General features: G+C 71.4%; 14 protein-coding genes. 3 read left to right on the top strand and 11 right to left on the bottom strand.

Annotated elements, in window-relative coordinates; translation table 11 throughout:
• Positions 1 to 149: 149 nt before the first annotated feature.
• From ACZ6ZQ_RS11360 to ACZ6ZQ_RS11375, 4 genes are all read right to left on the bottom strand, one after another.
• Positions 150 to 2,120, bottom strand: a complete 1,971-nt coding sequence (locus tag ACZ6ZQ_RS11360; protein ID WP_469768520.1) for a hypothetical protein — start codon at positions 2,118 to 2,120, stop codon at positions 150 to 152.
• A 77-nt stretch (positions 2,121 to 2,197) separates the two neighbouring features.
• On the bottom strand, positions 2,198 to 2,998 hold the full coding sequence (locus ACZ6ZQ_RS11365; RefSeq protein WP_469768299.1) for a tyrosine-protein phosphatase: 801 nt from the start codon (positions 2,996 to 2,998) through the stop codon (positions 2,198 to 2,200).
• 165 nt (positions 2,999 to 3,163) lie between these two features.
• Positions 3,164 to 4,354 carry a low temperature requirement protein A gene (locus ACZ6ZQ_RS11370; RefSeq protein ID WP_469768300.1) on the bottom strand — a complete coding sequence of 397 codons (1,191 nt, stop codon included), beginning with the start codon at positions 4,352 to 4,354 and terminating at the stop codon, positions 3,164 to 3,166.
• Positions 4,355 to 4,487: 133 nt separating this feature from the next.
• A complete protein-coding gene (locus tag ACZ6ZQ_RS11375) occupies positions 4,488 to 7,595 on the bottom strand; it encodes an alpha-N-acetylglucosaminidase (RefSeq protein ID WP_469768301.1) in 3,108 nt (1,035 codons plus the stop codon).
• A 107-nt stretch (positions 7,596 to 7,702) separates the two neighbouring features.
• Between ACZ6ZQ_RS11375 and ACZ6ZQ_RS11380 the strand changes: the two genes are divergently transcribed.
• On the top strand, positions 7,703 to 8,176 hold the full coding sequence (locus tag ACZ6ZQ_RS11380) for a hypothetical protein (protein ID WP_469768302.1): 474 nt from the start codon (positions 7,703 to 7,705) through the stop codon (positions 8,174 to 8,176).
• 86 nt (positions 8,177 to 8,262) lie between these two features.
• Here the strand turns inward: ACZ6ZQ_RS11380 and ACZ6ZQ_RS11385 are convergent, their stop codons facing one another.
• Together ACZ6ZQ_RS11385 and ACZ6ZQ_RS11390 are read right to left on the bottom strand one after the other, a co-directional pair.
• On the bottom strand, positions 8,263 to 9,813 hold the full coding sequence (locus ACZ6ZQ_RS11385) for a DUF1996 domain-containing protein (RefSeq protein ID WP_469768303.1): 1,551 nt from the start codon (positions 9,811 to 9,813) through the stop codon (positions 8,263 to 8,265).
• Between the two features lie 238 nt (positions 9,814 to 10,051).
• Positions 10,052 to 11,044: an NAD-dependent epimerase/dehydratase family protein gene (locus tag ACZ6ZQ_RS11390; RefSeq protein WP_469768304.1), complete on the bottom strand. Its 993-nt coding sequence runs from the start codon at positions 11,042 to 11,044 to the stop codon at positions 10,052 to 10,054.
• 190 nt (positions 11,045 to 11,234) lie between these two features.
• On the opposite strand from ACZ6ZQ_RS11390, the gene ACZ6ZQ_RS11395 reads away from it, so the two are divergent.
• Together ACZ6ZQ_RS11395 and ACZ6ZQ_RS11400 are read left to right on the top strand one after the other, a co-directional pair.
• The gene (locus ACZ6ZQ_RS11395) at positions 11,235 to 11,936 is read left to right on the top strand and encodes a hypothetical protein (protein ID WP_469768305.1); all 702 of its coding nucleotides are present in this window, start codon (positions 11,235 to 11,237) and stop codon (positions 11,934 to 11,936) included.
• Positions 11,937 to 11,984: 48 nt separating this feature from the next.
• The gene (locus ACZ6ZQ_RS11400; RefSeq protein WP_469768306.1) at positions 11,985 to 13,400 is read left to right on the top strand and encodes a PepSY-associated TM helix domain-containing protein; all 1,416 of its coding nucleotides are present in this window, start codon (positions 11,985 to 11,987) and stop codon (positions 13,398 to 13,400) included.
• 47 nt (positions 13,401 to 13,447) lie between these two features.
• Here ACZ6ZQ_RS11400 and ACZ6ZQ_RS11405 read toward each other — a convergent pair whose 3' ends face one another.
• The 5 genes from ACZ6ZQ_RS11405 to ACZ6ZQ_RS11425 all read right to left on the bottom strand — a co-directional run bounded on the left by ACZ6ZQ_RS11405 (position 13,448) and on the right by ACZ6ZQ_RS11425 (position 19,092).
• Entirely contained in the window at positions 13,448 to 14,062 is a 615-nt protein-coding gene (locus tag ACZ6ZQ_RS11405; protein ID WP_469768307.1) for a winged helix-turn-helix domain-containing protein, read from the bottom strand.
• A 329-nt stretch (positions 14,063 to 14,391) separates the two neighbouring features.
• Positions 14,392 to 15,306 (bottom strand): DUF6891 domain-containing protein, encoded by a 915-nt coding sequence (locus tag ACZ6ZQ_RS11410; RefSeq protein ID WP_469768308.1) that lies wholly within the window; start codon positions 15,304 to 15,306, stop codon positions 14,392 to 14,394.
• Between the two features lie 85 nt (positions 15,307 to 15,391).
• Positions 15,392 to 16,423: a glutamine synthetase gene (glnII, locus tag ACZ6ZQ_RS11415; RefSeq protein ID WP_469768309.1), complete on the bottom strand. Its 1,032-nt coding sequence runs from the start codon at positions 16,421 to 16,423 to the stop codon at positions 15,392 to 15,394.
• A 93-nt stretch (positions 16,424 to 16,516) separates the two neighbouring features.
• Entirely contained in the window at positions 16,517 to 17,680 is a 1,164-nt protein-coding gene (locus ACZ6ZQ_RS11420) for an ARPP-2 domain-containing protein (RefSeq protein ID WP_469768310.1), read from the bottom strand.
• The gene (locus ACZ6ZQ_RS11425; protein WP_469768311.1) at positions 17,677 to 19,092 is read right to left on the bottom strand and encodes a hypothetical protein; all 1,416 of its coding nucleotides are present in this window, start codon (positions 19,090 to 19,092) and stop codon (positions 17,677 to 17,679) included. The genes ACZ6ZQ_RS11420 and ACZ6ZQ_RS11425 overlap by 4 nt, the downstream gene beginning before the upstream one ends.
• Positions 19,093 to 19,276 lie beyond the last annotated feature (184 nt).

Genomic DNA, 19,276 nt, shown 5'->3' on the forward strand with positions numbered 1-19,276 from the left:
ACGGGTACGCCGTCGGAACAGAGTCGTGCGGCGAGGATTTGGCGCACGCCGGACGCACGCCCTACCCGCACGCCGGACGCACGCCGTACCCCGCACGCCGGAAGCACGCCGCACGCCGGAGCCGAACGTGCGCCGGAGCCGGGGACGGCTCAGCGCAACGCGCCGAGCGTCGTCCCGTCCGCGAGACGGCCGTTCAGCTGTGCCCGTGCGCCGCGCTTCGCCCGTACGGCGAGCAGGTTGCCCTGCGCACTGCCCGGCACTCCGCCGGACGTGGCGAGCGAGGTGAACTGATCACTGCCCCCCGCCAGCACGTACCACTGCCCCGCGCGCGACTTCCACAGCACACCCGCCAGTACCCGGGGATCGCGCGGACCGCAGGCGGGGGAGCCCTCGGAGCGGGCCACGATCGCGCCCGGCGACTCGGCCGGTGGCCGGGACGACGGCGTCTGGAACTGGGCGAGCACCCGGCTGCCGGTGCCGCGCCAGGTCTCCGCGCGGGTGCACAGCCAGGCCGCGGTTCCGTTCTCCTCCGGCAGGATCTGGCGCGCGTACTCCCACGAGTTGACCGAGCGCACACCGTGCGAGCGCATCACCGGCAGCAGACAGGCCGTACGTGCCCACGCCGCCCGAGCCGCCTCATCCGACACATCCACCGGCGCCGACGGCGGACCCCATGTCAGCCGGGCCGGAACCAACTCGCCCAGATCGGTGACGAGCCGCTGCGCGCTGTCGTCCGTCAGCTCCAGCGCGTCCCAGGAACGGCAGTCCCGCGCCTGGGCGGCGCTCGGCAGCGGATCGGTCACCCCCTGCGCGTCACGCCGCAACGGCCGGGGCGCCCCCGCCGGGTCGAGCAGATCCCGCACCGCGGCCCGGCGCACCCAGGGAGCCGTCAGATAGCGGACGTTGCCGTGGTCGCGGCCGACGATCAGCGCCCCGGAGGTGGCCGAGTCCGCGCCGTCGGCCCGGGCGAAGTCGAGCGCCGCGCCGGCCGTCGAGCCGTCGCCCGGCTCGGCGTACCGGACGACCCGCAGCCCGTCGTGGAAGAGCACCACACGCGACCCGTCCACCACACCCGCGAACAGCAGCTGAGGGGCGTCCATCGGGGGTCCCGGAGGGGTGCTGGGCGTCGCCGACGTCCGGACCCGGCTGCCGGGCCTCGCCCAGACCGCGAGCGCCCTGCGCAGCAGTTCCCGGTCACCCGTGAGCGTCCCGCGCGCGGGCCACACGGAGAAGTCCGTACGGGTCGAGCTCTGCCAGGCGTCGGGCGCGACACGGCGCAGCCGGCCGGGGTCGAGCGCGGCCTCGGCCGCCGGGTTGCGGGCGTACGGCGGGGCCGCCGCGCCGTCCGGTCCCCAGCCCTCACCCGGCAGTCCGAGCAGCGTGCCGCACACGAGCACCGCCGCGGCCGCCGCGATTCCCGCCTTGGCGTGCTGGCGCCGGCGCATCAGGTCGGTGGGGCGGGCCTGCAGCGAACACGGGTCGAACTCGGGTGAGTCCAGCAGAGCCGCGGTGCTCTTCCCCCCGGGTGCCCTTCCTCCGGGAGTCCTTCCTCCCGGCGCGTCGACGCCGTCCGCCTCCACGAGCGCGGCGTGCGGGTCCACGACCCCGGCGTCGCTCAGGACGCGCCGCACCTCCCCGTCCGGCAGCCGTTCCAGGCCACGCAGTACGTAGGCGGCCCGGGCCGGCCCGGAGAGCGCGGACAGCCGCTGGTCCAGGGCGAGTTCATCGGCCCCGCCGGAGCGCGGGAAGAGTCGCAGCCCCCACACCTGCGGCAGCAGCGGGGGTAACTGGGAACGCTTCGGCCAGGCCCGGCGCTTGAGCGGAAGCCCGGCCTCCAGGGCCTGCCGCAGCACCCGCCCGCGGACGTAGGAATACCCGGGCCCGGAGGCACCCCGGAGTGCCGGCGCCGGCGCCCGCACCACGCTCTGGGCCCGGCCGCGCGGCAGTGAGCGCTGGACCAGGGAGTGTGCGGTCAGCACCCGCCGGTTGCGGCCGAGCGACGGCGGCAGGACGAGATACGAGATCCGCACCAGACGCGGATAGTGCTCGACGAGCGCGGCCTCGGCCTGCTCGACGCCGACGGAGGAGGGGGCGAGTTCCTGGGTGCTCACGTTCAGCAGAACGAGCGAATCCTCCGATAGTCACCAGCAGTGACGAAGGCCTGTCCGCCGGCCCGGCCCGATCCGCCGGACAGGCCCTACCGCTGCATGACCAGGCGTTCGCGGATCCGTTCCACCGCCTCGTCCGGCACGTCGAGCCCTTCCCGTACGTAGTTCTCCATCGAGCCATGGAGCCTTGCCACCTCGTCGAGCGCCGCTCCCAGATACTCCGGCGTCACCCCGACGATCGCCAGCGCGATCTCCGGGTCGCCGCCCTGCGCGATGAACCCCTCGACGAGCGGCGCGAACGCCTGACGCACCGCCGCGTTCACCGACAGGTACTCCGCCGCGATCGTCGCCCGGTCCGCGCCGAGCAGGCTCAGCACGATCGTCGTGGCCCAGCCGGTGCGGTCCTTGCCCGCCGTGCAGTGGAACAGCACGGTCCGCGCGTCCGGTCCGGCCAGCTCCTCCAGGAACGCGCCGTACCCCCGCCGCGCGGACTCCGTGGACACGAACGCCCGGTACGTGTCGGCGAACAGCGCCTGCGCCCGGCCCCCGCCCAGCTCGCGCTCGGCGGCGACCGGATCGCTGAGCACATCCCTCAACCGGGCCGCCGCGGGCAGCGCACCCGAGGTGAGGAAGTCCGCCAGCACATCGGCGACCACCAACCGGGCACCCGGCGGAAGATGGTCGGGGCGCGCCCGGCGCTCCCGTTCCGTCCGGAAGTCGACCACCGTCCGGATCTCCAGCCCCGCCACCGCGGGATCGGCCACCGGGTCGAGCCGGTCGAGCTGCCCCGAGCGCAGCAGCAGCCCGGGCCGTACGACCCGTCCCCCGGACAGCGGGGTGGAGCCGAGGTCGCGGAGGTTGGCGACGCTGGTGGCGGGAATCGAGGTCATGACGGCGGCTCCAGCGGGCGTTTTCAACCGTTTCAGCGGGAAACGGTAGTCGACGGAACGCGCACCTCCGCCCGGCCGACCGCCCCTTTCACCGATCAGCAGGAAGCCGCTTCACCGACCGGCAGGAAGCCGCTTCACCGATCGGCAGGAAACCGCCTCGTCCGCTCACGCCGTGCCCTGGACGCCCCCGGCCTCCGGAACGCCCCGGGCCCTCCGGCCGTACGGAACGGCCATCGCGGTCACCGCCGCGGCCAGCAGAGCGAGCGCGAGCAGCGCAGGGATCATGACGACCACCGTGCCCGCGGCGAGACAGCCCACTCCTCCCACGATCAGGACCGGCGACCGCTGCCCGTCGGCGCGCAGCAGGACCGCTGCCGCTGCCAGGAGGAACACTCCGACCCCTCCGGTCAGTGCCCACGCCGCCGCCCCGTGCAGCGGCTCGGACAGCGCGTAGTGCTTGCTGTCGGCGACCTGGTGGAGCGCGGTCTTCATACCGAGCGCGGTGAGCACGATGCCCGCCACGAGCGGCAGATGGAGGAAGGTGTACGTGTCGCGGGCGAAGCGCGTGCGCTCATCGCCTTCCAGACCGGTCAGCCGGTGTTCGGCGGTCTCGCCGAGCCGGCGGAAGTACACCCGCCACAGGCCGGCGGCGACGAACAGACCCGCGACGGTCGCGGCCAGGACCGGAGCGGAGACGGGGTAGCCGGACACCCCGACACCGATCGCGACGATCGACTCGCCCAGCGCGATGATGACGATCAGACCGTGCCGCTCCGCGAAGTGCGCCGGCGAGGTCACCCGCCACCCGGAGGAGCCGGTGACGTAGATCCCGCCGTAGTCGATCAACACGGCACCGAGCCAGACCAGTGCCTGCGTGACACCGCTGAAGGCACTGCCGACCAGCAGGAGGACGAACGGCGGTACCACCGACAGCAGGGCGGTCCGTCGCAGCGTGGCGTGCAGCGCCTCGTCACCCGGACTGGACATCCAGTACGAGACGAGGTGCCCGATCCGGACCGCGCCGTAGCAGAGGACGAAGAGCAGCGGCGCGTACAGCCCGCCGGGCGCGTCGGCGTAGACCTCGGGCACGGTGAGTGAGACGACCAGCACCACCGCCATCACCGCGACCAGCACGGCGAACATCGCTCCCGAGTCGGCGCGTACGACATTGCCCAGCCAGGCGAAGCAACACCAGCACCACCACAGCAGCGCGAGCACCACCATGGCACCGACCAGCCGCGTGGGCGTGGGGTTCGCCGCCATCAGGGCGGTGACCTGTGTGATCGCGTAGACGAACACCAAGTCGAAGAACAGCTCGGCGGGCGTCACCCGGTGACCGTCCTCAGTGGCGATCATCCGGGTACGCTCTCGGCCAGTCGGCACGTACTCCCCCTCCGGAGCCGGCGTTCGGTCGCCCGATTCCGCGCGGAACGATACCGACGCGGAACCGCTTGCCGCAGCCTTCCGTTCGACGACGCCGTTCGAAGGGTCAGGCCGACGGCCACCCCGACAGGCCGCTGAACTCGACCGTGCCCCGCGCCCCGGTGCCGCCGTGCGCCGCCGTCATGAACAGCCCCGCGTCCTGCGCCGCCGCCACGCCCGGCACCGGGACCGTGGCGACCAGGCGCCAGGTGCTGCCGTCGTCCGTGGAGAACGCGCCGGTGAACCGGCCACCTTCGCGGCTCAGTCGCAGCAGCACCGGGGCCCGCACCCCCGGGACGCCCCGGTAGGTGTCGAGCGTGCCGTCGCCGGTCGAGTCGTACGAGAGCACCACACCGTTCGCCGGGGTGACCGCGAGATTGACGAAGCCCGCGGAGCCGGCCGTCGCCAGGCTGTTGCGTACGACGATGCCCGCCCGGGCCCAGGGACCCGTCGCAGGCTGGATGTCCACCCGGAGCGTCGGACTTCCCCCGTCCCGCAGCGCGCCCTGCCGGTAGAGCGCGCCGAACTGCTCGGTCGTCTGCCACAGGTCGCCGCCGCTGCCGTTGATCGCGAAGCGCCCGTCCAGCTGCCCGAACACGGCGCTGTTGCTCGAATGCGTACGCCACCCGGCAGCGAGCGGCCCGGCGATGTGCAGGTTCCCCCGCTGGACGGCGGTGACCGGCTCCTCGCCCTGCGGGCCGTAGGTGGTGCGCAGTTCGTACGGGAGCGGCTCCAGCGGGGAGGTGAGCGGCCTCGGCGCTGCCTGGACCGTCCAGGCCGCCGTCGCCGAACCTGCCGCCGGGACCGGCGGCAGGGACCGGGCGGGCTGCTCGCCGAGGCCGGTGAGGCCGAGCTCCACGGGGCCCGTGGCGCGCAGCCCGTTCACGTTGCGGAACACCGCGGTGACCTCTGCGGTTCCGCCCGGCGCCAGCACCGCGGGCCTGGCGGTGAGGGTGACGGTGCCCTGGTAGGGGGCCCGGGACAGCACCTCGTACACCCGGCGCGCCGTGCGGTACGGATCGTGGAGCGGCCGCAGCGGAAAGCCGCTGCGTTCCCGCGTCCACGGCTCCTCGACGGCGTACCAGTCGAACGTCCTCGGCGGCCTGCCCTGCGCCAGTGCGTCCTCGTGCTCCTCCAGGAACGCCCGCCACTGCGGCAGATGGAAGTCCCCGATCAGGCCCTGCCAGTCGCGGTTGGCGTAGTTGGCGAGCCGGCCGCTGTCGGCGGTGACCCGGTCCGCCCAGGTGGTGACGAGGACCCGCGCGGTGCGCTCCAGCTCCTCGCGCTCGGCGTCCGACGAGGCCATGCGCTTCGCGTCGTCCAGCCAGGGCCCGAGCAGGAAGGCACGGTGCGACCCGCTCATCTCGTCACTGAGCCGCATCAGCTTCAGCCACAGCCGGGACAGGGTGCGCAGCGTCTCCAGGTCTCCGCGGGCGTAGGCGGCCTCGACATGCGGCAGCAACTGCCAGGAGCGGTTGGCGAGCGCCTGACGGGCGAGGTCGGTGAGGTCGTAGCGGTACGCGTCGGACCCGCGCAGCCGCTCCCGTACGCCCAGCAGCGCCGCGAAGGCCTGGTCGAGCACGCCGGCGTTGTAGGCGGGCGTGTGGGTGGCGTAGTACGTGCCGGAAGCCGCGGTCAGCGACGGCCGGGCGGCGAAGATCGAGTCGTGCGGGCGGCCGTCGCGGCTGCTGATCCGGTACACGGAGTCCCGCAGCGCGGCGAACGCGGCGCGGGCGTCCTCGTCCCGGCCGCCGTAGCGCAGATCGGCGTACGCAGCGAACCACTCCTCGCGGTCGATCGCCTCCTCGCGCCACGCCAGCTCGGAGAAGAGCTCGAGCGCCAACGGGTCGCGCTCGGCGGCCTCGGGCATGTAGGCGGTGCCGACGAGGGCGGAGCCCGGTTTGTCGCGCCACGCCGTGAACCGCTCCGTCCAGATATGGGTCTTGGCGCCGAGCGTGGTCCGTCCGCCGAAGTTCGGGATCGTGCCGAACGCGTACGGCGCGCCTCCCCAGTCCTTCTCGCGGTCCTTGACGGAATCCAGATCGGAGAGCCCGTCGACGACGAGCAGATGCCTTTTGTCGAGGGCGTCGAGCAGTTCGCGGCGCGGATTGGCCTGCCAGCCGAGGATCATCCAGGTCGCGCCGGGGCGGGCGGTCTGCAGGGCACGCTCCACGGCGCGGGCGGCGTCGGGTACGGGCACGTCGCCCGCCGAGCCGCCCTCGTGCAGCAGATCCATCTTGAAGTGCCGGACCTCACCGAAGAGATCCCGCTGATGGCGGTAGAACGCGGCGGCGACCCGCTCGAAGGCCTCGGTGCGCGGATCGAGCCAGTCGGGGCGCCGCAGGCCGGACCAGTTGCCCTGCGGGACGGTGCGTGCGCCGGGATTGCGGTCGGCGAATCCGTCGGGGACGGTGCCGAAGTAGCCGGGCATGACGGGGGACATGCCGAGCCCACGCAGCCGTACGGCGATCCGCCGGCCCAGCGCGGCGCGCTTCGCGATCAGCTCGGGGCTCATCGGGCCGCCGTACGCGCTCATGTTCTGCAGCAGCCACCACGGCTGGTGGGAAGGGGCGGGCAGCCAGGTGCGCGCTTCGGTGCCGGAATAGCCGAAGTCCTGCAGGAGCCGGTGGTAGACGGCCTCCTGGCCGGCCGTGACGAGGACCTCGTTGCAGCCGTGCAGCGCGAGGACGTCGATCAGCCGCTCCCAGCGCGGCCAGTCGGCGTACGGGGCGGTGTAGCCGTCATGGGTGTCGTTGAAGGCGAACCGGTGCGGGACGGTGGCTTCGCGTTCGAGGACGCGATCCGGCGCGGGCAGCCGCTCCGGGAGGTCCAGTTGGGTACCGGACCAGGAGATATGGGCTCCGCACACATACTTCAGGTACCAGTGGACGCCGGTGAGCAGCACGGCCGGGCCGGTGCCCGCGACTTCGATACGCCCTGTGGTGCCGGAGACCCGGAAACGCTCGGAGCCCGTCTCGCCGTGCACGGGCGTGAGCCGGAACTGTTGCGCGTGCGCGGGGAGGAGCCTGCGGAGCGCGGCCCGGGCCGCGGCCGTCCCCGCGGCCGCCCCCGCGTTCGGGCCGACGGAGGCCCCCGATGCGGGGGACGCGAAGGCCGCACCCATCCCGATCGCCCCGGCCGTGCCCAGCAGCGAACGTCTCGACAGTCCGGTCATCGGCGCTCCTCCGTGTTGCTCGTGAGACAACAGGTGCGTGTGCGTCGCGCGGCACGTTACTCGGAGTTCGGCAGCGCGCCAGGGCGCCGAGCGGGCACGATGGCCGGATGAGTACGGAACGAGCCCGATTCACCCCTACGGCACAGATAGCCCTGGCCGCGATGGCCCTGACGGCCGTCACGGCCCTCACGGCATGCGGCGGGAACGACGAAAAGGCCCCCGAAGTGCCGAAGACGGCGACGGGGACCCTGGAACAGCTGGCGAAGCAGGCCGAGTGCGAACCGAACATCCAGACGGATGCGAAAGAGCTCCGGCAGGCCAACTGCACGACGAAGGACGGCAAGTATGTGCTCGCCACCTTCGACACCGACCGCGGCCAGCGTGAGTGGATCAACGAGGCCAATGACTACGGCGGCTCGTATCTCGTCGGCAGGAAGTGGGTCGCGGTCGGTGAGCCGAAGGTGGTGACAGCGCTGCGCGGCCGGCTCGGTGGGACCGTGGAGACCGCCTCGTCACATGACCAGCACGCGGGGAGCAGTGGTGGTAGTGGGGGGAACGAGGAGCACTCCGGCCATCACTGAGCAGGCCGCGCAGGTAGGGGGAAGGTGGTGAGCGGTGTCGAACCCCGGGGCTCAGCCTGGAGGCCCGGGGTTCGGCGCCGGCTCGGTCAACGGCACTTGCTGCCGCTGTTGATGCAGTTCACCACCTTGTTCATCAGGTTCTCGTCGAAGACGTTGATGAAGTCGCCGTGGTCGGTGATCGGCTTGTGCAGCTGCTCCGGGAAGGAGTCGACCGCGAAGACGCTGGGGTTGTCACCGCCGAATGCCGGAGGCGGAACGTCGTAGACGATGCGCTGCACCAGCTGCGGAATGGCACGGAAACCGTTCTGGCAGCTGCCGTTCTCATCTGCGAAGGCGACATGGGTGCGGTGATTGGCGCTGTCGGTGTTCTGACCGTCCCAGCAGCTCTGGAACTTGAAGGTCCGTACCACCTGACTGCCCTCGGGGCAGATCGGGTACTTGTCCTTCAGCTGGCGGTCCTCGAATCCGGTGCAGCTCCAGGACGCATTGGCATTGGCGTCACCGTTGACGAAAGCCTTGGCGTCACCGGTGATGATGCGCAGGAAACGGGGCATGGCCGTGACCTTGCTGACCGGACTTCCCACGAAATTCAGCGTGACCTGGGCCGGCTGCTGGATCTCTCCGACGTTCTGGTCCTTGCCGCCGCCGTCGGCCTGGGCGTCGTTCTCGTCCTGCCCGTTCTGCACGCGCAGCACGGGCCAGTAGTAAGTCGACTTGTCGCCCTGATTGCGGCAGCTCGTGTCACCGTTGGCCAGGTCGTCGTCACTCGCGAAAGCGTCGTTCGCCTGGTTGCCGACGTAGTCGTGCATATGGTGCGCGCCATTGCTCACGCCGGGCGCGACAATGACATTGTCCGGATTGAACTTGCCGTTCTCGTTCTTGCCGCAGTCGGTGGTGAAGGTGCCGCGCGAGGCGCCGCGGCGCTGCTGCGGGTTCTGGACGTTCGGCTGGACGGACTGGATGTCGACGAAGTCGGCCTCCTCGGGGCCGTTGCCGGCCTGTCCGCCGTTGTCGTTGCCCTGGTCACCGCCGTCCTGGCCGCCGTCCTGACCCTGATCCTGGTCCTGACCCTGACCCTGATCCTGACCCTGATCCTGGTCCTGACCCTGATCCTGACCCTGGTCCTGGCCTTGGTCCTGGTCCTGGCCGCCGTCCTGGTTGTCGTCGGCTCGCAGCGTGCACGGCGCCATGTTCTCCAGGCCCTGCGGCTTGGCGGCGCCACGCTCGATGAGCGCGATGATCCGCTGAATGATCACCAGCCGCTCATTCCTCAGCGGGGAGAGGATCTGCTGCTGGCCGTAAGCGGGATCGCTCTCGATCCGCTCTTTGTTCTCGGCGAACCTCTGATAGGCCGTGGTGATCTGGGTGTCCAGCGTGGCGAGTTCGCGGTCGACGGAACCGCGTTCCTGCTGGGGTACTTCGGGCAGTTCGTTGCCGACGTCCGGGCAGTCGATGGTGGAAACCGACTGTCCGGCGGCGGCCTGGGTCTGGTTCTCAGGGCTCTGACCGGTCCAGCCCTCACCTGCGGATGCGTAGACGTTGACCGCGATCAGCCCACCCCCGCCCAGAATGAGGGCAGCCGAGGCGGCGATCGCTCGGTTTGCCAGCGTCGAGCGTTTGCGTGATGTGCGTCCCATGGAACTCCAATCCCGGGAGGGGAGAAGCGCGTCGTTCCATACGGACACCAATCATGGCTTGTTCAACGGGAGTTGGAATTCGTAGAAATCTCCATTCGCAAACCGGACGGAGGGCGTAGACCATGTGAGAAGGCGTGATTACCGGTCGAGACAGGCCGGTATCGCGAGGACCCGCCGGTTGTCTCGTCCGGTGCCGTCAGGGCCGGCTTCGCGAAGAACCACCGCCCCGGGCCCCGCGTCACGGGCGGGCGAGCAGCGCGGACTCCTGAGCCGGGGACAGGCCCACCGCACCGCGGTCCGGGCGCTGCGGAGCCTGGCCGCCGAGGGACCGGAGCCAGGACCAGGTGTCGGCCACCGTCTCCTCGACCGGCCGGCAGTGCAGGCCCGCCGCCAGCGCCTTCGACACATCCCCCCCGTGCATCGCGTCGTACAGCTCACCTCGCGGGAGCCAGATCGGCAGATCCGACCATGGCTCGACCCCGGCCGCGGCGATCGTGTCCTCGTCGAGCCAGTGCAGCTCCGCGTCGGAGCCGGTCACGCGTACGCACGCCGCCAGCAGTTCGCCCATGGTCGTGTGCCCGCTCGGGCTCACCAGGTTGTACGGGCCCGAGAGCCCCTTCTCCGACGCGTCGAGGGTCCACTCGGCGAAGTCGCGTACGTCGATGTACTGGAGCGGCAGATCCCGCGGTCCGGGCGCGGGCACCGGGCCGCCGCGGGCCACCCGGCCCAGCCACCACGGCAGTCGGCCCACGTTCTCCCACGGGCCGATGATCAGTCCCGCACGCACCAGCAGCGAACGGTCCTCGCCGAACGCCTCCACCGCGGCCAGTTCGCCGCCCCGCTTGTCGCGGGCATAGTCCGTGGCGTCCGCATCGGCCGCCGCGCCCTCGACCAGGGCTCCGTCCTCGTCGAGACCCGCGGCGGGCGGCCACGCGTAGACCGAGCGGCTGGACACGTAGACGTAACGCCCCGTCCGGTCCGCGAACAGCCGTGCCGCCTCGCGCACGGCGGACGGCGCGGCCGACCAGGTGTCGACCACGACGTCCCACTCGCCCTCCGCGAGTGCCTCCAGGCCACCGGGCGCGACCCGGTCGCCGTGCAGGACCCGCACACCGTGCGGTGCCTCGTGCCGCCCCCGGTGGAACACCGTCACCTGCCAATCGCGCGCGAGCGCGGCCTCCGCGACCGCCCGCCCCACGAACTCCGTGCCGCCCAGAATCAGAAGCCTCATGGTGGTGACCATGCCCCTTCGGGACCTGTGACGAGCGGTTTTCCGCTGCAAGGGAAATCCGGCGGTGCCGCCCAACTGCCGGAATCCGCCTCCGGGATGGCACCATGTTCAAGCCATGACGGATACCCGCTCGCCGATACGCGCCCTCCGAGCCGCACTATTCGCGGCGGTATGCGTGACATTGGCAGCGGTGGGGCATTCATCCGTATCTGGCCATGATCTCCCGGTCACCGCAGTGCTGCTCGCCTTCCCGGTGACCCTGGCCGCGGCCTGGCTCGCGGGCAACCGCCGCCGCGGCGTGCTCACCTTCGGCGCGGGACTGCTGGGCGTGCAGGGCGTCCTGCACCTGATCTTCGCCGGCGCCGAGTCGCACGGCTCGTCCGCCGGTGCTCGCCGGCACACTGCCGGTGCGGCGGCAACTGCCGCGAGCACCACGGCCGCCGACGCCTCGGCAGCTCATGCCATGGGTTCCGACTCCATGGCCGCGGGCGCCATGGGCTCCGGCTCCGACTCCATGGGGGCCGCCTACTCCCTGGGTGCGGACACCATGACCGCGGATGCCATCGCCTCGGCCACCGCGCAACTGGCGCACCTCACCGCCGGCTCCGGCGCCATGCTCGCCGCCCATGTACTCGCCGCCGCCGTCTGCGCGCTGTGGCTCGCGCGCGGAGAGGCCGCCTTCTTCCGGCTGGCCCGGACCGTCGCCACTCTGGCCTTCACACCGCTGCGCCTGCTGCTCGCCGTCGTACGCGTGCCGGAACTCCCGTACCCCGTACGCCCGCGACCCCGCACCCGACGCCTCCACGGCGTCGTCCTCGCGCACAGCGTCTCCCTGCGGGGCCCGCCCGGCCGCCCCTTCACCCGCGCCACGGTCCCTGGAGCACTCGTCTGACACCGGGGGCCGATACCCCATGTCGACTTGCCGATTCCAAGGACCATCATGGCCATTGACGACCCCGTACGGGGAACCGAAAGTCCCGACGCGCCACCCGCGGCCGAGTCCCGCTCCACCTGGAGCGCACTGCGCCCGCTCGTCCTGCGCCTCCACTTCTACGCGGGTGTGCTCGTCGCCCCGCTGCTCCTTCTCGCCGCCGCCACCGGACTGCTGTACGCGCTCGCGCTGCCGGCGGAGAAGGTGCTCTACAGCCACGAGCTGACCACCGACGTCGGCAAGACGAGCGTTTCGCTCGAGACCCAGGTCTCGGCGGCACGCGACGCCCATCCGCAGGGCACGGTCACCGCGGTGTGGCCGTCGCCGGAGGAGGGCGCGACCACCCGGGTCCTCATGCAGAGTCCCGAGGCCGGCGAGGACAAGGACCTCACGGTCTTCGTCGACCCCTACACCGGGAAAGTGCGCGGACAGCTGGAGACCTCCGGTGACGCGCTGCCGATACGCACCTGGCTGTCGGGGCTGCACTCGAACCTGCAGCTCGGCGAGACCGGGCGGATCTACAGCGAGATGGCCGCCAGCTGGATGTGGGTCGTCGCCCTCGGCGGTCTGCTGCTGTGGATCGGACGCAAGCGGTCCGGTCGCAAGGCGCTCCTGCTGCCCGACCGCACCGCCACCGGCCGCCGCAGGACCCTGTCCTGGCACGGCTCCGTCGGCCTGTGGGCCGTCGTCGGTCTCCTCGTCCTTTCCGCCACCGGCCTGACCTGGTCGACGTACGCCGGTGCCAACATCGACAAGATCCAGACCCAGTTGGGCGGGGCCACCCCGTCCGTCGCAGCCGCACTCGACGGACAGGACTCCGGCGGCAGCCACCAGGGCCACGGGGCCGGACACGGCAGCCCCAAGCCTGCCACCGGCCCGGACGTCGGCCTCGACAAGGTCGTCGAGGCGGCCCGGGCCGAAGGTGTCGACGAGCAGATCCAGATCACCCTGCCCGGCGATGGCCAGGGATATGTGGTCAAGGAGCGCGACCGGCAGTTCCCGGTCCACCTCGACTCCGTCGCCGTCGACCCGGCCGGCGGACGGGTCATGGACACCCTGCGCTTCGCGGACTACCCGCTGCTCGCCAAGCTGACCCGCTTCGGTATCGACATCCACATGGGCTACACCTTCGGCCTGGTCAACCAGCTGGCCCTCGCGTCCCTCGCTGTCGCGCTGGTGTTCCTCGTCATCTGGGGCTACCGCATGTGGTGGCTGCGCCGGCCGACCAAGGAACGCAAGCTGAGCGCGGGCCGCCCCATGCCGCGCGGCGCCTGGCACAAGGTGCCGGTGCCCGCCCTGCTCCCGCTCGCCGCGGCGACCGCACTGGTGGGCTGGTTCGTACCGCTGCTCGGCATCAGCCTGCTGGTGTTCCTCGCCGTCGACGTCGCACTGGGCCTGGTGGGCAGGGCACGCGCGAAGGCGTGACGAACCGAGGGGGCCGGCGCGTACGCGTCGGCCCCCTCGCGCTTCCGTCAGGGCGTGTACTTGTAGCCCACGCGTCGCACCGTCTGGATCGTGTGACGGTGCTCGGCGCCCAGCTTGCGGCGCAGCCGCGCCACGTGGACGTCGACCGTCCGGCCGTCGCCCACGTGACCGTAGCCCCACACGGTCGTCACCAGCTGATCGCGGGTGTGCACGCGGTGCGGATGCGCCACGAGATGGGCCAGCAGCTCGAACTCGAGGTACGTGAGATCGAGGGTCCGCCCGTCCACGGCCGCGGTGCGCTGGGCGCTGTCGATCCGCACCGGACCGTGCCCGTTCCCGTCCGTGGCCCTGTCCGGGCTCAGGCCGGGGGCGGCGCCGGGGTCGAGGTCCGGGGCCAGGCCAGGCTCCAGGGCCGGTGCGGCCGCGAGGACCGGCGGCTGCTGGTCGGCCGGTACGAGAACGAGGTAGCCGACCATCGGGGGCCGGCCAGGGAGGACGGGCAGCGTGTGCTGGGGCGCCGGCAGCCAAGTGGCCCCCGGCGGGAGGAAGTCCGCGACATGCACCACCTCGTCCGGGTCGACGGCCCGGAGCCGGTGCCGCTTCTGGACGGTGGTCGTGGTGCTGGTGACGGTCGCAGCCGAGGAGGAACGGGAGTTCGCCATGAGAGGTCAGCTCTTTTCGCGCGGAGTAGTCGTCGAGATCGACAGGACGTACGTACGTCGTGCGCGTCGGCCGAAGGCCTCGGAGAGGCTTTAGAGGGCCGACGCGTTCCTCGCGCGGCAACACACACGGTCGAAGTCGTGGTGCTGACGGGAAGGCCAGAACGGCTCAAGGTCGCTGCGACCTGTCACGTTGCTCTGAAGGCTGGCCATTCCCTTATTCAAGCAGATGAAGTGGGACGGCAGCAGACCCCTCTCACGAGGCGGACGACAGCAGTCCCCTCGCACGAGGCCCCTCTCACGAAGCGGACGAGAGCCGTCCCCCCTCGTCGTCAGCCCACCAGGCGCCTGCGCCAGTCCAGTGGCGTGACCGTCAGGCCCCGGGCGGGATCGCCGTCCCACTCGACCGTCAGCCCCACGTCGGCGAGGGCCGCCACGACCTCGTGCCCGATGGCCGCCGTCGTCTCCGGGGAGCCGTCGAACCCGCCGTACAGCAACGTCAGTCCGTAGCCCGCGGCTGCCGAATCCGTGCACTGCGTATGGAAGTAGACGAATCCCCGGGCGTCGGGCGAGCCCGCGCCGCCGATCTCCGTCTGCCCGCAGTTGCGGCAGCACGTGAAATTCTCCCTGGCCGTGATGGAGCGGGACTCCAGGGCCGCGAAGGCGCGGGTGAGCCGCTCCGGGTCCGTCTCACCCTCCCAGGCGGCCTGCTCCGCCACCCGCTCCAGCCACATCCGGTCGACGAGCTGCCGGGCCTGCTCGGGCGAGACCGGACGCTCGTCCCCCGAGACGAGGTAGTCCTCGGCCGCCTCGGCGAGCTCCGCCCGCGTCGCGTAACCCCCGACGAGCAGACCGCGGACCAGCTTCTCGATCTGCTCGCGATCGTCCTCGTCGAGCTCGGGCGCCGGCTCCGGCGCGGGCCCGAAGTCGAGCAGCGAGAAGTCCAGGCCCGCAGCCCAGCCGTCTTCCTGCCGCGCCCAGCCCAGCATCGCCGCCACGACGGCGTCCGGGTCGTCGAGCCGCACCTGGAAGTGCCGGTCGTGCCTCCCGTCGCGGTGCTCCAGCGTGTAGTCGCCGCGCTTCTTGTGCCACACCTGGATGAAGACGTCCGGCAGGTCCGGTATCCGCTGCACCACGAGGAACTGGTCGTTCCTGCCGCCTATCCGGTGCACCAGCTCGCGGAGCTGCTCCGCCGTCGCCCGTACGTAACGCTGCCGGTTCTCTGTCTCCACGGTGATCGCAAGCATGCGCACCACCATGGCAGAGCCCACTGACAACGAAAGGGGCGCCCGCCGGTTCCGGCGGGCGCCCCCAACAACAGGTGCGGACGGATCAGACCTGGCCGGCCTTCTCCAGCGCGCTGCAGCACGTGTCCACCAGCAGGCGGGTCACCACGTACGGGTCGACGTTCGCGTTCGGACGGCGGTCCTCGATGTAGCCCTTGCCGTCCTTCTCGACCTGCCACGGGATACGGACCGAGGCGCCGCGGTTCGACACGCCGTAGCTGTACTCGTTCCACGGGGCGGTCTCGTGCAGACCCGTCAGACGGTCGTCGATGCCGGCGCCGTAGTTCTTGACGTGGTCCATCGGCTTGGAGCCCTCACCGAGCGACTCGCACGCGGTGATGATCGCGTCGTAGCCCTCGCGCATCGCCTTCGTCGAGAAGTTGGTGTGCGCGCCCGCGCCGTTCCAGTCGCCCTTCACCGGCTTCGGGTCGAGCGTCGCGGAGACGTTGAAGTCCTCGGCGGTGCGGTAGAGCAGCCAGCGGGCCACCCACAGCTGGTCGGAGACCTCCAGCGGCGAGAGCGGGCCGACCTGGAACTCCCACTGGCCGGGCATGACCTCGGCGTTGATGCCGGAGATGCCCAGACCCGCCTTGAGGCAGTTCTCCAGGTGCGCCTCGACGACGTCACGGCCGAAGATCTCGTCCGAGCCGACGCCGCAGTAGTAGCCGCCCTGCGCGGCCGGGAAGCCGCCGACCGGGAAGCCGAGCGGACGGTCGCCCTCGAAGAAGGTGTACTCCTGCTCGATGCCGAAGATCGGCTCCTGGGAGGCGAACTTCTCGGCCACCTCGGCGAGCGCGGCACGCGTGTTGGACTCGTGCGGGGTCATGTCCGTGTTGAGGACCTCGCACAGCACCAGCACGTCGTCGCCGCCGCGGATCGGGTCCGGGCAGGAGAAGACCGGCTTGAGCACCCGGTCGGAGGCGTGGCCCTCGGCCTGGTTGGTGCTGGACCCGTCGAAGCCCCAGATGGGAAGCTCGGCGATGCCTGCGGCGGAGCCCGTGAGAATCTTCGTCTTCGAGCGAAGCTTCGCGGTCGGCTCGGTGCCGTCGATCCAGATGTACTCAGCCTTGAAGGTCACGGGGCCTCATCCTTTGCGGGGGCAGCGGGTATGAGGCGCAGCTTCGCAACACGGGATTTCCCGTCCATTGCCCGATTGTGAACCCCGTGTTACTCAGGTTTCCTTCGTTTGTCGTGATCTCTGTGCGACCACATGGGCGTTGAGCAGCGACTCGAATCCGGCATTCCGGATTCGTCGGACCAGCTCGGCGTAGCTGCTGCTGAGTGCCTCGGCGGTGCGTCCCAGGTGCCAGTCGTGCCCGGCCAGCATGCGCAGCAGATGGCCGCGGCGGATCTGGTTCTCGGACAGCCGGAACGTCTTCAGATAGGCCGTGCGCCCCTTGTGGTCCGTGATCAGCTCACCGATGTGCTGCGCGCTCTGCGCCCGGTGGAAGGGCGGAAGGAAGCGATGGAGGGCGTACGAACCCATCCGGTGGACCCGCTCGAAGGCGTACGGAGTCTCCAGCAGGTCCCGGGCGAACAGACCCGTGTGTGCCTCCTCCCAGGCCCGCTCCTGGGCACGGGCCGCCGCCCGCAGAGCCGCGAGCGTCTCCAGGTGCAGGCCGTCCCCGATCCGCGCGGCGAAGTCCGGCACCGGTCTGCCGTAGAGGGCGTACTGATGGACCAGCTCGCCGTACAGGTCCTCCAGCAGGGACGGATGCAGCGCGCGGTAGTCGTCGGGGTGCGGCACGACGAACGCCGCGGCGAGCGCGTCTGCCGCGTACACCATCACCCCGCACTGCCCCGGATGGATCTCGAAGACCCGAAGCGCCTCCGACAGCCCGTACACCTCCCGGCCCGTGTACGCGTCCTCGGCGCGCGGCGAGAGCCCCTGCCGGACCGCCTGCTGGGACCACTCGTCCCAGACGACGGACGGCCCGCCGAAGTGCAGCGCCAGATATCCCTCCAGGGCGAGATGGAGCGGCAGGAAGCGACATTTTGCAGCTCCGCCGCGGGGCAGCCGGTTCGCGCCCTGCTTCCGCTTGGCCATGCGGTGATGGCGGCGCACGTGAATGCGGTTCGGGGCCCCGCCGCCGAGCTGGGTCCCGTACGCCGCCGACTGCGTGCCGTCACCGGACCAGTCCGCGACGAAGCCGTGCGGGACGTACGAGACGTAGTGGGTACGCGGGCCGACGTCCACGATGCCGAGACCGCCGTACACCTCGTGGCGCAGCCGCAGCCCTTCGAGCGGCTCCTCCCGCACCAGCGGCACGAGCCGGATGGCGCCCCACACCTGCGCCGGACGAGCCGTCAGTCCCGCGAGATCGATCTTCGTCATCGCGTGTCCTCGTGCTCCAGGAAGAGGGCGACCCGGCGGTCCAGATACGCCCGCAGCTCGGCCGGCCCCGTGCGCCCCTCCGCGAACTGCGCGATCTCCACCAGCGCCGGCAGATCCTCCGCGTCGCGGATCCCGGCGGTCGGCACGCTCGGCGCCAGCCGCCGTACGTCGAAGCCGTCCGCGTCGTATACGGGGTTGAGGTGCACGACCCCGGTCCGCCGGTCCGGGTCGAGCCGCGTGCGCCAGACGCGCAGCACCTCGCCCGCGAGCCCCGGCGGCGCGTTGTCCCAGCCGTCCGAGACGATCACCAGGCGCTCGGGCGAGGTCTCCAGCGCGTCGATGATCCGCGTGCCCAGCGGGGTCGGCCCCCAGGGCCGCACGAGCAGCGGATCGGTGCCGCCGGACGTCCACAGCGCGGTGTACGTCTGCGAGAGGGCTTCCAGCAGGAAGTGCCCGGCCAGGGCCACCGCCAGGGGCCGACGGCGCTTCACGCCCGAGCCGGAGGCGGAGTAGCTGTCGTCGAGGACCGCCGCGACCCGCCCCCACGTCCCCGCGTACGGACCGGCCGCGCGCCGCGCCGCCGCCCGGAGCGCTCCGGTCAGCTCCGCGCGGCGCGCCACGCGCTCCTCGAAGGTGAGCGAGAGGACGTACAGCGCGAGCCGGGTCAGCGGCATGGCGGTGAGATCGGCGGCCGGGCCGCCGGAGCGCTGTGTGCGCAGCCGCTCCAGCCGGGTCATCCGGGGTGCGATCCGCTCCAGGAACTGCTCGCGCCGGACGCCGTGCTTGGCGGCGAAGCCCTCGGCGACGGTGAACGGCAGCTCGTACAGCGCGCCCTGCTCGTAATGCGCGCGGCGGTAGGCGTCCAGGTACGGGTGCTCGTAGCGGACGCGCCGCCCTGGCGCGAAGAGGAAGTCCCCCAACTCCGGGTCTGCGAAGGAGTGATGGGCGTGCCGGGCGGCGGCCTTCAGTCCCGGGCGGTACTTCACCGCGTCATGCGCCGGGTCCGGCCGGGCCGCCAGCCAGTCCCGCATGATCGCGCGGGTACGACGGTTGTTGACCTTGGCGGCACGCAGCGCGCGGAAGAGCCGGTACACGCGCTGCGGCGGCAGCACGGCGAGCCGCGCCGCGATCAGCCGGCCCTCGACCCCCTTCTGGTCGTCGTCGGCCTCGCCCGCCGTACGCAGCAGCCACTCGACGATCCGTACGGCGTTGTGATCGTTGATGTCGAGCGCGAGCGTCGCCGCGTAGAGCGGCCGGTAGTTGACGCGCACGTACTCGTGCACGAAGCCCAGCGAGATCCGCTGCTCGTACGCCTCGGACCGGAACTCGCGCTGGCCGGTCGCCGTGATCGCGGCATTGACGAAGAGCAGTACGTCCTCGGCCGCGACGAGATCGGTGTGCGTGTCCGCCATGGCGTTCCCCGAACATCCCCCGTGCGTACGTATGCGAAGGCCGGCCGGGGAATGGGAGCGCGAGCAGCGAAATCATTGCGTCAGAAGCAGGTCTCGGAAGTCGCGCCGGAGTCCCGCGGCCGGCCCGGGCAACGTAACACCCGTCACCGGCCGTTCCGCCACCGGTTTTCACATGGCGCCCCGC

The organism is Streptomyces sp. NPDC053673 (assembly GCF_055585225.1).

Excerpts from the sequence above, each read along its gene's own strand:
- ACZ6ZQ_RS11420 (WP_469768310.1), bottom strand. The coding sequence starts at position 17,680 with ATGACGAAGATCGATCTCGCGGGACTGACGGCTCGTCCGGCGCAGGTG.
- ACZ6ZQ_RS11390 (WP_469768304.1), bottom strand. The coding sequence starts at position 11,044 with ATGAGGCTTCTGATTCTGGGCGGCACGGAGTTCGTGGGGCGGGCGGTC.
- ACZ6ZQ_RS11375 (WP_469768301.1), bottom strand. The coding sequence starts at position 7,595 with ATGACCGGACTGTCGAGACGTTCGCTGCTGGGCACGGCCGGGGCGATC.
- ACZ6ZQ_RS11370 (WP_469768300.1), bottom strand. The coding sequence starts at position 4,354 with ATGATCGCCACTGAGGACGGTCACCGGGTGACGCCCGCCGAGCTGTTC.
- ACZ6ZQ_RS11365 (WP_469768299.1), bottom strand. The coding sequence starts at position 2,998 with ATGACCTCGATTCCCGCCACCAGCGTCGCCAACCTCCGCGACCTCGGC.
- ACZ6ZQ_RS11385 (WP_469768303.1), bottom strand. The coding sequence starts at position 9,813 with ATGGGACGCACATCACGCAAACGCTCGACGCTGGCAAACCGAGCGATC.
- ACZ6ZQ_RS11380 (WP_469768302.1), top strand. The coding sequence starts at position 7,703 with ATGAGTACGGAACGAGCCCGATTCACCCCTACGGCACAGATAGCCCTG.
- ACZ6ZQ_RS11400 (WP_469768306.1), top strand. The coding sequence starts at position 11,985 with ATGGCCATTGACGACCCCGTACGGGGAACCGAAAGTCCCGACGCGCCA.
- ACZ6ZQ_RS11425 (WP_469768311.1), bottom strand. The coding sequence starts at position 19,092 with ATGGCGGACACGCACACCGATCTCGTCGCGGCCGAGGACGTACTGCTC.
- ACZ6ZQ_RS11405 (WP_469768307.1), bottom strand. The coding sequence starts at position 14,062 with ATGGCGAACTCCCGTTCCTCCTCGGCTGCGACCGTCACCAGCACCACG.
- ACZ6ZQ_RS11410 (WP_469768308.1), bottom strand. The coding sequence starts at position 15,306 with ATGCTTGCGATCACCGTGGAGACAGAGAACCGGCAGCGTTACGTACGG.